Here is a 12,263-nt window from a genome sequence, read left to right as displayed (position 1 = left end):
GATGGCGTCTTCGATGCCTACTTCCGCCACCAGAAAATCCAGACCATCGACCTCAATGCAAGCCAACGATAGGATGGCAAACTGTTCGCGATGTCCTCGCACACCTGTTCGCGATGTCCCCGGTCCAAACACCCCCTTGAGGGGGAGATGGCCGCGAAGCGGCCAGAGGGGGTCGGTCCGACCGGGCTCGGCCCCTTATCGCAGGCGCAAGAGGTCGGTGCTCCATGCGAGACGACCCCCTCTGTCGCCCCCGGCGACATCTCCCCCTCAAGGAGGGAGATTCGCCATCCTGTTGATGTCAGAAAACCTTCATCGTTTCGAAATGTGCCTGAAACATTGAAGCTGGAGCTTGGCGGCGACGTTCAACGCCATCCAGGAGACAGCCATGAACAAGATTTCGATGACGCGGCGCGCTTTCGTCACGTCGGCCAGCGCCGTTGGCCTGGTCGGCGCGTCGGGCCTCGCGCTTCCCTATTACTCGCGCGCCAATCAGCGCCCGGCCTTTACCCACGGTATCCAATCCGGCGACGTCGACGCGACCAGCGGCATGGTCTGGGCGCGCACGGACCGGCCGTCGCGCGTCATGTTCGAAGTGTCGCCGACGGAGAGCTTCGCCAATGCCGTCCGCCTGGCGCCGCTCGATAGCTCGCCGGCCAGCGACTATACGGTGAAGCGGCTGCTTACCGATCTCGCCTCCGACCAGGACATCTTCTACCGCATGGTCGCGGCCGATCTTTCCGATATCAACGCCGTTTCCGAGCCGATCATCGGCCGCTTCCGCACGGCACCTGCCTCGAAGCGCGACATTCGTTTCGCTTGGTCGGGCGACACCGCCGGCCAGGGCTGGGGCATCGACGACACCGGCATGAAGACCTACGCCACGATCGCCAAGCACACGCCGGACTTCTTCCTGCATTCGGGCGATACGATCTATGCCGATGGCGCGATGAAGGACGAGGTCGACCTGCCCGGCGGCGGCAAGTGGAAGAACACCGTGCTGATCGACGAAAAACGCAAGGTTGCCGAGACGCTGGATGAATACCGGGGTCAGTGGAAATACAATTTGATGGACAGGAACGTGCTGGCGCTGAACGCCATCTGCCCGACGTTCTACCAGTGGGACGACCACGAGGTGGTGAACAACTGGTCGGATTCGAAGGATCTGAGCGCCGACGACCGCTACACCGAAAAATCCATCCATGTACTGGCGGCACGCGCGGCGCGCGCCTTCCACGAAATGACGACGATCCGCTACGAGCCGTCGGAGCCCGGCCGTGTCTACCGCAAAATCGCCTATGGGCCGCTGCTCGACGTGTTCTTCCTCGACATGCGTTCCTATCGCGGCCCCAACGGTCCGAATATGCAGGAGACGATGACGCCGCAATCGCGCATCCTCGGCGAACAACAGACGAAATGGCTGAAGCGCGAGCTGGCGAATTCCAATGCAACCTGGAAAATCATCGCCGCCGACATGCCGCTCGGCCTCGTCGTCTGGAACGACGGCACCAAGAAGGTCGGGGCTGAGGCAATCAGCAATGGCGACAATGGCCCGGCCAAGGGGCGCGAGCTGGAAATTGCCGACCTCCTTCGCTATATAAAGAACGCGGGGATCAGCAATACCGTCTGGCTAACCGCGGACGTGCATTACACAGCCGCGCATTATTACAATCCGGACAAGGCGCAGTTCCAGGACTTCAATCCGTTCTGGGAATTCGTTTCGGGTCCGATCCACGCCGGCACATTCGGACCGAATGCTTTCGACATGACTTTCGGCCCGGAGCTGAGGTTCATCAAGGCACCGACCGCCGAACAGGGTCAGAACCTGCCGCCGTCGGCCGGCCTGCAGTTCTTCGGGCTCGTCGACATCGATGGAGCCACCGAGCAGTTGACGGTGCGGCTGATGGATCGCGACGACAGCGAACTCTATAAGGTCACGCTCGATCCGGTGCGGTCGGCGTGAGATTGCCTTTTAGGACCACCCCGAAGGTGGATGTGCATCAATCGGGATAGCAGACGACGGGAATCTTGGGCCAGACGGCGCTGTCGCATCCGGCGTTTTTTTGCCTTTGCTTGAAGGCGGTGCTGACCGGTCCGGTCACCACCGGGTCGACGCCGTCCGGAGCATCGGCAAAAAGCTGCTCTGCCGAGCGCTTGTCGGACGGCAGAGCAGACCGCGTCTCCTTGGACGGCGCGGCCGATTGCGCCGCGCTTGCCGCGAGGAGGACGGCGAGCGCGGTACATGCCAAAATCGGCCGGAGTTTGATGCCTGTCTCGATCATGAAATTCGAACTGTCCGGACCACGAAAGGTTCCGCCTTGGTTAATAATTCCACTTCACACCAAGATATTTAAGATTTGGTGACTTTATTTGGTGGCTCGCCTCCTCTTTCGCAAATGCGAAAAACCCTGTATGAGCCGCCCAACCGAAAGAGGCAGCGCCTTTTGGCCTGCTGCCTGCAACGCTCCCGAGACCGAAACATGAAAATCCGCAATATCGCGATCATCGCGCACGTCGACCATGGAAAAACCACCCTCGTCGACCAACTCCTGAAACAGTCCGGCTCGTTCCGCGACAACCAGCGCGTCGCCGAGCGCGCCATGGATTCAAACGATCTTGAAAAGGAACGCGGCATCACCATCCTGGCCAAGGCGACCTCGGTCGACTGGAAGGATACCCGCATCAACATCGTCGACACGCCCGGCCACGCCGATTTCGGCGGCGAGGTCGAGCGCATCCTGTCGATGGTGGATTCGGCCATCGTGCTGGTCGACGCCGCCGAGGGCCCGATGCCGCAGACCAAATTCGTCGTCGGCAAGGCGCTCAAGGTTGGACTGAAGCCGATCGTCGTCATCAACAAGATCGACCGGCCGGATGCCCGCCATGTCGAAGTGGTCAACGAGGTGTTCGACCTTTTCGCAGCACTTGACGCCACCGACGAGCAGCTCGACTTCCCTATCCTTTACGGTTCAGGCCGCGACGGCTGGGTCTCGGAAAACCCCGAAGGCCCGAAGGACCAGGCTCTGGCGCCGCTGTTCGACCTCGTCATCAAGCACGTGCCGGCGCCGACCGTTCATCCCGGCCCGTTCCGCATGATCGGCACCATCCTGGAAGCCAATCCGTTCCTCGGCCGCATCATCACCGGCCGTATCGAATCCGGCACGCTGAAATCCAACCAGGCGGTCAAGGTGCTGCACCATGACGGCACCCAGGTCGAAACCGGCCGCATTTCGAAGATCCTCGCCTTCCGCGGGCTCGAGCGCCAGCCCATCGAGGAAGCGCAGGCGGGCGACATCGTCGCCATCGCCGGCCTGTCGAAAGGCACTGTCGCAGACACCTTCTGCGACCTGTCGGTGACCGAGCCGCTGCACGCGCAGCCGATCGATCCGCCGACGGTGACGATGTCTTTCCTCGTCAACGATTCGCCGCTGGCCGGTACCGAAGGCGACAAGGTGACCAGCCGCGTCATCCGCGACCGCCTGTTGCGCGAGGCCGAAGGCAATGTCGCGCTGAAGATCGAGGAATCACCTGACAAGGATTCGTTCTTCGTTTCCGGCCGCGGCGAATTGCAGCTGGCCGTGCTGATCGAGACGATGCGCCGCGAAGGTTTTGAGATCGCCGTGTCGCGGCCGCGCGTCGTCATGCAGAAGGGCGATAACGGCGAATTGCTGGAGCCGGTCGAGGAAGTCGTCATCGACGTCGACGAGGAGCATGCCGGCGTCGTCGTGCAGAAGATGTCGGAGCGCAAGGCCGAGATGGTCGAGTTGCGCCCTTCGGGCGGCAATCGCCAGCGAATCGTCTTCCACGCGCCGACGCGCGGCCTGATCGGCTACCAGTCGGAACTGTTGACCGACACGCGCGGCACCGCCGTGATGAACAGGCTGTTCCATGCCTACGAGCCTTATAAGGGTGAGCTGCCGGGTCGCACCAACGGCGTGCTGATCTCCAACGAACAGGGTGAATCGGTGGCCTATGCCATGTGGAACCTGGAAGACCGCGGCCCGATGGTCATCGATCCCGGCGTCAAGGTCTATCAGGGCATGATCATCGGCATCCATTCCAGGGACAACGATCTCGAGGTCAACGTGCTCAAGGGCAAGAAGCTGACCAACATCCGCGCCGCCGGCAAGGACGAGGCGGTGAAGCTGACGCCGCCGATCCGCATGACGCTGGAACGCGCGCTGGCCTGGATCCAGGACGACGAGCTGGTCGAGGTGACGCCGAAGACCATCCGCCTGCGCAAGCTCTATCTCGACCCGAACGAGCGCAAGCGTTTTGAGAAGTCGGCGAAAGTGGTCGGCGCGGCATAAAGGGCAATACCGCGCAGTGAGCGGTAAACTCGTCACGGCTGTCATATACGACAATCGACGCGAGGCCGAAGTTTGCGTGTCGATGCTCGACGCGTATGGAATTTATGCTCTCGCGAATTATCTTCTCGACACGGGCAGGCTCGGCTTGATCCATGTGCAAGTCGCCGACAGCGATCTCGATGCAGCCAAGGGTTTGATCGGCTCGGCCTCCAAAGAGGGCGATTGACCCCTGGCCGCAACTGTCTCCGATTGCGGATGCCCTTGCCGTCGCCTCATCCGCCGGCAGCCGAAATGATGTCGTCCCGGTCTGGTTCGCCAGACAGGTGGATGCGGATCGCCGTTCCCGTCCGCGCCGGCCTGCGCAAGGCTTTGGCTCCGTCCGGACTAATGACCAGCAATCGTTTCTCTTCCCAAACCTGAAGCCGCGATCGCGAGACACCGAGTTCGCTGGCGAGCAACCGGTCGAGCCGCAGCGATGTCGGCGTTTCGAGCCAGAGCTGGAGTTCGAGAGCGGTGGTGTTTCCCAGCCTGTCGCCGAGCACCTCCTTTTGAACGGCGGCTTCGGCGAACTCCTCAACGCGCCCGATACTGCTTCGCAATGCGGCAACATCGAAGGCATGGCGCCGCGCCAGGACCGGATCGTTGCTTTCGAGCGCCTGCAATATTGCCGGTTCGATATCCCGGCGGCTGCAGCGCTCCAGAATGCCGAAATTCCAGGAATTGTCGCAGTCGATGCAGCGGTAGATCAACCAGGCGTCAATGCGCTTGCCATTGGCATTGACGCGGAATTTGCCGCTGCAGCGATAGGCTTTCAGGCCGCCGCAGCGATTGCAGTTGAGGTGAGGTCGAGGTGCGGTTTTGGGCGCGATCGCCCAGCGGATGAGCAGTATCGAAGGCATGCCGAAAAGCCCTTCCCGTCGGGAAGTTCGTCAGATCGGCGATATCGAGAACCCCTTGCGGGCACGGCGTGGCGAGAGACTGCGGCAGTTGGAAATCAGGTGTCGCGGGTGGTTATGCGCGACAGCGGTTCAGCAGTGCCAAACCGGTCTCGAACCGCCACCCTGAAGAACAGGTCATGTGAAAACAGGCACCGCGACTGCGACGCCCTGCTCTGTGTTGGGGGAGTTGACGAGACCGGCGGTTACGTAGGCAAAGTGAAGCTCGGAAAGGATTTCGGAACGACATCTCTAGCCGTGAGGTGCCTGGCGGACAAGCCTTCTTTCGGTAGACGCTACCGTCGCCGGAACAGTTGGGTTATGTTGAACACCCCAAACACTTCAAACGAGACCCCGTCATGCATTTCACGTCGCTGCTGATTTTTGCCGGCGCCCTGCTTGTTGCCGCCGGCTCGCCCGGCCCGTCGATTGCCGCTCTTGTGGCGCGGGTCATCGCAAAGGGCTTCCGCGACGTGTTTCCGTTCCTGCTTGCGATGTGGATCGGCGAAGCGATCTGGCTGTCTCTGGCGGTGTTTGGCCTCGCCGTGGTGGCGCAGACGTTCCATTATGCCTTTGTCGTCGTGAAGTGGGCCGGCGTCAGCTATCTCGGCTGGCTTGCCTGGAAGATGTGGACGGCACCGGTCGAGGCGAAGGAAGGTTCGCTGCCGCGCGAAGATTCTCCTGCCAAGCTGTTCTTTGCCGGCATGGCTGTGACGCTCGGCAACCCCAAGATCATGATGTTCTATCTGGCGCTGCTGCCGACCATCATCGACCTCGGTTCGGTCAGCGTGGTCGGCTGGGTCGAGCTGACGGCGACCATGGCAGTGGTCCTGGTCGCCATCGATTTGACCTGGGTGCTCGCCGCATCGCAGGCGCGCAAGCTCTTGAGAAGCAAGCGGGCGATGAAGATCGCCAACCGCATCAGCGCCGGCACCATGGCCGGCGCTGCGGCGGCGATCGCGGCGCGGTCCTGAGCCGGCGCGTCAACCCATTTCGATGATCGGCGCGATCTCGATACTAAAGGCTGGGTCGGTCAAGATAGGACAATCCTTGGCCTTGCCGACGGCATCGTCGATGTCTTTTGCTTCGATGATGGTGTAACCAGCGGTCGGATTGCTGCCGCCGTTGTTCTCGACCTTGCCGCCAGGCAGCACGGTCTTCGACATGCCGACTGGATTGCCACCGTCGACCACCGCTGAGCCGAGCTTGCCGTACCAGCCGGTCCAGGCATCCATCGCTGCCTTCCGTTCGGCCTCCTCGGTCGGCATCTTGCCTGAGCCATGATAGACGTAGAGAAATTTCGCCATGTTCTCCTCCTCTGATCGGCGGCATCGAACCGGCATGCGGTCATGCCGCATGCCGATCATCTGACCAAACCGGCAAACAAGCAACGAGAATGCGAAGTAGCTAATATAATGTGCGGTTGGCTCGCAACAGCGGTGCCCTATCGCGCCATCGCGTGGTATTCATCGTTCGGCCGCATATCGATTGCCGATGCCAGCCGGTTCGACATGTTGAAGAATGCCGCGGTCGAGGCGACATCCCATATGTCGCGGTCGGAAAAGCCGACTTGCCGCAGCGCCGCCCGGTCCGCTTCGACGATCTTTGCCGGTTGCTCGGTCAGCTTCACCGCGAATTCGAGCATGGCGCGTTGCCTGTCCGACAGCTTGGCGGCGCGAAAATTCATCACCATCATCTCGCCGAAGGCGGGGTCGCCGGAAAGCTGGCGCACCGCCGCGCCATGCGCGGCCAGGCAATAGTAGCAATGGTTGACCGAAGAGACGGCGACCGCGATCATCTCGCGCTCGAGTTTCGACAGGCCGGATTCACCCAGCATCAAATCATTGTACATGTCGGTGAAAGCGCGCAGCTTCTTCTCGTCGAAGGCATAGGCGAGTAGCACATTGGGAACGAGGCCGAGTTTCTCCCGGCATTTGGCGAAATAGGCCTTGGTCGCGTCGCTCAGCTCCGCCGGTGCCAGGTCAAGCGCGGTGATTTTGTCCGTCATGGCGGATTTCTCCTCGTTTTTCGCCAGGCTGCCGGTGAATTCCGACATTTCGTCGCAAGCCGTCAAACCTTTGTCGCCAAATACCCGTCATCTGTTAGCATAGCCGCAAAAACATGCGACGGGAGGGACTCATGGCCAGTGTAAAGTCAGCGAGCCGGTTGAAAAAAGCCGGCCTGACGAGGGGTGAAGCCGCGGGTGGCGAAAAGCCCGGCAGGCTTGCCGACTACCTGCTGGCCCGAGCTCCGGCCGAAGATGTCGCCGCCTACGACGTCATCGATCTCGAACGCGCTGCCGAACTCGCCGGCCGCGCAGTGGCCAGGCACAAGAAGGACGACTGCGTCGTTGCTATAGACGTCGATTCCGGTGTCGTCCGCCAGGGCCGGCCGATGACGGTGATCACCGTCGTCAACGACAACATGCCGTTCCTGTTTGATTCCGTCCTCGGCGAAATCACCGAGAGCGCGGGCGAGCCGCTGCTGGTTACCCACCCGGTCATAGTCGTCAGGCACGGCAAAAACGGCGTCGAGGAAATCCTCGGCGACGGGGGTTATGCCAAGGGCGACCACAGCCATGACCGGCTGAGCGTCATCCATGTCCATATCGGCCGCCTTTCGGCCGAGCAGGCTGAAGGTCTGGCCGCACGCCTGACCAAGCTGCTCGGCCAAGTGCGCGCCGCCGTCACCGACTGGAAGCCGATGCTCGCCCGCCTCGACCAGGCGATCTCGGAATTCCGCTACTCGCCAGTGCCGCTCGACAAGGCCCATGTCACCGAGGCGATCGCCTTCCTCGAATGGCTGCGCGACGACAATTTCACCTTTCTCGGCATGCGCGAATTCAACTACACCGGCGGCGAGACGAGCGGCATGCTCGAGCGGGCCGAAAAGCCCGGCCTCGGCATCCTTTCCGATCCCGACGTGCTGGTGCTCAGGCGCGGCACCGAAGCGGTAAGCACGACGCCGGAAATCCGCGCTTTCCTGCATGGGCCGGAACCGCTGATTGTCACCAAGGCCAACGCCAAGTCATCGGTGCACCGGCGCATCTACCTCGACTACATCGGCGTCAAGACCTACACCGGCAAAGGCGTGCTTTCGGGCGAGCTCCGCATCGTCGGCCTGTTCACGTCGACTGCCTATACGCGCTCGGTGATGAAAATCCCCTATCTGCGCTCGAAGGCGGAAACCGTCATCGCCAAATCCGGCTTCAATCCAAGCGACCATTCCGGCAAGGCATTGATCAACGTGCTGGAGAGCTATCCGCGCGACGAGCTGTTCCAGGTTCCGGTGCCGATCCTGCGCAAGCATGCCGAAGCCATCCTGGGCTTGATCGAGCGGCCGCGCGTCAGGGCATTGGTGCGTGTCGACCAGTTCGACCGCTTCGTCTCCGTGCTCGTCTTCGTGCCGCGCGACCGCTACGACAGCGTCGTGCGTGAGAAGATCGGCACGTATCTGAAGACCGTCTTCGAAGGCCGGCTGTCGGCCTATTATCCGGCGTTCCCGGAAGGCGGGCTGGCGCGTGTCCATTTCATCATCGGCCGCTCCGGCGGCAAGACGCCGAAGGTCGAGCAGGCGACGATCGAGGCGGCGATCCGCGACATCGTACGGACCTGGGACGATGCACTGCGCGAGACCGCGACAGAGACCGGCGCCGATGCGAGACTCACGGCCATCGCCTCGCGTTTTTCGGAAAGCTATCGCGACAGTTTTCCGCCGGCCGTGGCGCTGGCCGACGCCGGGCGCATCGCCAAGCTCGATGCGTCAAATCCGATCGCCATCGACTATTACCGTCACGCCGTCCAGAAGCCGCATCAGGCTGCGCTGAAGATCTATCACCACGGCAGCCCGGTGGCGCTGTCGCGGCGCGTGCCGGTGCTGGAAAACATTGGTTTCCGCGTCATCAGCGAGCGCACTTTCGAGGTCGGCGACAATCAATCCGGCATGGTCTTCATCCACGACATGGAACTCGAGAACAGCTACGGCAGGCCGATCGACCTCGGCAATGGCGGCGCGCTGTTCGAGGATGCGTTCCTTTCCGTCTGGCGCGGCGATGTCGACAATGACGGCTATAACGGCCTTGCCCAGACCGCCGGCCTGTGGTCAGGCGAGATCACCGTCCTGCGCGCCTATGGCCGCTATCTGCAGCAGGCCGGTATCCCGCAGAGCCAGGATTTCATCGCCGCCGCGCTCAATCGCTATCCCGAGATCGCCCGCGGCCTGCATGCGCTGTTCGTCGCCCGCCTCGGCCCGACGGCGGAAACGGAAGGTGTCGTCCAGGCCAAACATTTGAAGGCCAAGATCACGGATGCGCTGGAAGACGTTCCCAACATTGATGACGACACCATCATCCGCCGTTATCTGAACCTGATCGAGGCCTCGCTGCGCACCAATCATTTCGTTGCCGATACGAAAGAGAAAGGCCAATCGCTGGCGATCAAGCTCGATTCGCAATCGGTGGACGGGCTGCCGGCGCCGCGGCCATGGCGGGAGATCTTCGTCTATGGCTCTGAGGTCGAGGGTGTGCATCTGCGCTTCGGCCCAGTCGCGCGCGGCGGCCTGCGCTGGTCGGACCGTGCCCAGGACTATCGCACCGAAGTGCTCGGCCTGGTCAAGGCACAGCAGGTCAAGAATGCGGTGATCGTGCCGGTTGGCGCCAAGGGCGGTTTCTACCCGAAAAAGCTGCCGATGAGCGCCGGGCGCGACGCCATTTTCGAGGCCGGCACAGCCGCCTACAAGAATTACGTTTCCAGCCTGTTGTCGATCACCGACAATATCGGCCTGGACGGCGTCATCCCGCCGGCGGGCGTGGTGCGGCGCGACCAGGACGATCCCTATTTCGTCGTCGCCGCGGACAAGGGCACGGCGACCTTCTCGGACATCGCCAACGCCATCAGTGAAAAGCACGGCTTCTGGCTCGACGACGCTTTCGCCAGCGGCGGTTCGGCCGGTTACGACCACAAGAAGATGGGCATCACCGCCAAGGGCGCCTGGGAAGCGGTCAAGCGGCATTTTCGCGAGATGAACCGCGACATCCAAACCACTCCGTTCACCGTCGTCGGCGTTGGCGACATGTCAGGCGACGTGTTCGGCAACGGCATGCTGCTGTCGGAGCAGACCCGACTGATCGCCGCCTTCGATCATCGCGACATCTTCATCGATCCCGATCCCGACATGGCGGCTTCGATGGCCGAGCGCCGGCGTATGTTCGCTCTCGCCCGCTCAAGCTGGCAGGATTACGACAAGACGAAGCTGTCCGAAGGTGGCATCATCGTCTCGCGCAGCCAGAAGTCGATCACCTTGCCGGCCGCCGCGGCTGCAGCGATCGGCCTCGGCAAGACAACGGCCACGCCGGTCGAGATCATGAGTGCCATCCTCAAGGCGCCGGCAGACCTTTTGTGGTTCGGCGGCATCGGCACCTATGTCAGAGCATCGGGCGAGACCAACCAGGATGTCGGCGACCGTGCCAATGACGCGATCCGCATCACCGCGCTCGACCTGCGCGCCAAGGTGATCGGCGAGGGCGCCAATCTCGGCGTCACGCAGCGGGCGCGCATCGAATTCGGATTGAATGGCGGCCGCTGCAACTCAGACGCGATCGACAATTCGGGCGGCGTGAACTGTTCCGACGTCGAGGTCAACATCAAGATCGCGCTGGCTTCCGCGATGCGCAAGGGATCGTTGACCCGGCCGGCGCGCAACAAATTGCTGGCCGAGATGACCAATGAGGTCAGCGCCCTGGTGCTGTCCAACAATTACCAGCAGACGCTGGCGCTGTCGCTTGCCCGCAAGCGGGGCCTCGCCGACATCGCCCATCAGAGCCGCTTCATGGCGGCGCTGGAGGCGCGCGGACTGCTCGACCGTGCCGTCGAGGCGCTGCCGTCGCCGGCGGCCCTTGTCGAGCGCGAGACGCGCGGCGAGCCGCTGACCCGGGCCGAGCTCGGCGTGCTGCTTGCCTATGCCAAGATCGCGCTGTTTTCCGATATCGTCGCCAGCGACGTGCCCGACGATCCGCATTTCGACCGTGATCTCATGGGCTATTTCCCCGATCGCATGGCAAAGAGATATGCGGGAGAAATCCACGGCCATCGGCTGCGCCGCGAGATCATCGCCCGTGTCGTCGCCAATGATCTGGTCAATCGCGGCGGTCCGTCCTTCGTCAACAGGCTGCAGGAAACAACCGGCCGCAGTGCCGCCGATGTCGTGCGCACCTTCGCCGTGGTTCGGGATGGATTTGCGCTGCCGGCGCTCTATCGCCAGATCGACGCGCTCGACAACCAAATCGACGGGCAGATCCAGCTCGACCTTTATCAGGCGGTCAGCCGGCTGATCTATGTGACGAGCGGCTGGTACCTGAAGAACGATGCCGGCACCGCGCCGCTCGGGCAGCGGATCGCCGAGTTGCAGGACGCGCGCAAGGCGCTGGAGTCGAAGCTGGTTTCGCTGCTGCCGGCCTTCTCGCGCGAGCGGATCGAAGAGCGGCGGCACAATCTGTCGAAGGGCGGCGCGCCGGGGAGCCTTGCCGAACAACTGGCGTTGACCGATGTGGCGGAACTCATCCCCGACATTGCCCTGACGGCGCGGACGGCGAATGCTGGCATCGTCGCTGCTGCCAAGGCGTTTTTCGCGGTCAGCGATGTCTTCCGCATCCCGCGCGTCGAAGATGCGGCGCGCTCGATCACCCCCTCGGATTATTACGATCAACTGGCGCTTTCCCGTGCCACCGACACGATCGGCGCGGCCAGGCGCGGCATCGCCGTGGCGGCACTCACCGGCCATGCCGAGGCGGCGGATCCGGTGGCGGCATGGCTGGAGGCCGGCGGCGAACGGGTCGGACGCATCCGCGAGCGGCTGCAGGCGCTGACCGAGGGCGGCGACATCACCGTGTCGCGGCTGTCGGTGGCGTCCGGCCTGATGAGCGATCTGACGGGGCTGTGAGACGTCTTCCATATCGCGCGGGATTGCCGGGAAGAACTGCGCAATAGAGCGAACGGCGCGCTGCTTTTGGGAGCGCCGGAGCATG

9 protein-coding genes are annotated in these 12,263 nt (G+C 62.6%); 5 read left to right on the top strand and 4 right to left on the bottom strand.

Annotated elements, in window-relative coordinates; all coding sequences use genetic code 11:
• The first annotated feature begins 385 nt into the window (after nucleotides 1-385).
• Nucleotides 386-1,960, top strand: coding sequence for an alkaline phosphatase D family protein (locus tag NKJ13_RS14160; RefSeq protein WP_352504858.1), 1,575 nt, complete (start codon nucleotides 386-388; stop codon nucleotides 1,958-1,960).
• Nucleotides 1,961-1,997: 37 nt separating this feature from the next.
• On the opposite strand, the gene NKJ13_RS14155 is transcribed toward NKJ13_RS14160, so the two are convergent.
• Complete coding sequence (locus tag NKJ13_RS14155; RefSeq protein WP_352479551.1) at nucleotides 1,998-2,279, bottom strand: hypothetical protein; 282 nt, start codon at nucleotides 2,277-2,279, stop codon at nucleotides 1,998-2,000.
• A 198-nt stretch (nucleotides 2,280-2,477) separates the two neighbouring features.
• On the opposite strand from NKJ13_RS14155, the gene typA reads away from it, so the two are divergent.
• Nucleotides 2,478-4,307: a translational GTPase TypA gene (gene typA, locus NKJ13_RS14150; protein ID WP_254817743.1), complete on the top strand. Its 1,830-nt coding sequence runs from the start codon at nucleotides 2,478-2,480 to the stop codon at nucleotides 4,305-4,307.
• 16 nt (nucleotides 4,308-4,323) lie between these two features.
• A complete protein-coding gene (locus NKJ13_RS14145; protein WP_352504860.1) occupies nucleotides 4,324-4,533 on the top strand; it encodes a hypothetical protein in 210 nt (69 codons plus the stop codon).
• A 46-nt stretch (nucleotides 4,534-4,579) separates the two neighbouring features.
• Here the strand turns inward: NKJ13_RS14145 and NKJ13_RS14140 are convergent, their stop codons facing one another.
• Nucleotides 4,580-5,206: a DUF1062 domain-containing protein gene (locus NKJ13_RS14140; protein ID WP_352504861.1), complete on the bottom strand. Its 627-nt coding sequence runs from the start codon at nucleotides 5,204-5,206 to the stop codon at nucleotides 4,580-4,582.
• 395 nt (nucleotides 5,207-5,601) lie between these two features.
• Here NKJ13_RS14140 and NKJ13_RS14135 point away from each other — a divergent pair, with 395 nt between their 5' ends.
• The gene (locus NKJ13_RS14135; RefSeq protein WP_352504862.1) at nucleotides 5,602-6,216 is read left to right on the top strand and encodes a LysE family translocator; all 615 of its coding nucleotides are present in this window, start codon (nucleotides 5,602-5,604) and stop codon (nucleotides 6,214-6,216) included.
• A 9-nt stretch (nucleotides 6,217-6,225) separates the two neighbouring features.
• On the opposite strand, the gene NKJ13_RS14130 is transcribed toward NKJ13_RS14135, so the two are convergent.
• Together NKJ13_RS14130 and NKJ13_RS14125 are read right to left on the bottom strand one after the other, a co-directional pair.
• A complete protein-coding gene (locus NKJ13_RS14130) occupies nucleotides 6,226-6,549 on the bottom strand; it encodes a YciI family protein (RefSeq protein WP_254817740.1) in 324 nt (107 codons plus the stop codon).
• A 137-nt stretch (nucleotides 6,550-6,686) separates the two neighbouring features.
• The gene (locus tag NKJ13_RS14125; protein WP_254817739.1) at nucleotides 6,687-7,250 is read right to left on the bottom strand and encodes a peroxidase-related enzyme; all 564 of its coding nucleotides are present in this window, start codon (nucleotides 7,248-7,250) and stop codon (nucleotides 6,687-6,689) included.
• A gap of 131 nt (nucleotides 7,251-7,381) precedes the next feature.
• Here NKJ13_RS14125 and NKJ13_RS14120 point away from each other — a divergent pair, with 131 nt between their 5' ends.
• Nucleotides 7,382-12,178: an NAD-glutamate dehydrogenase gene (locus NKJ13_RS14120; RefSeq protein ID WP_352777846.1), complete on the top strand. Its 4,797-nt coding sequence runs from the start codon at nucleotides 7,382-7,384 to the stop codon at nucleotides 12,176-12,178.
• The last annotated feature ends 85 nt before the right edge of the window (nucleotides 12,179-12,263 follow it).

Origin of the sequence: Mesorhizobium sp. M0174 (assembly GCF_040322275.1) — a bacterium.
Taxonomy (GTDB): domain Bacteria; phylum Pseudomonadota; class Alphaproteobacteria; order Rhizobiales; family Rhizobiaceae; genus Mesorhizobium.
Note: the sequence above shows the minus strand (reverse complement) of the source record. Positions and strands in the feature narration are given on the sequence as shown.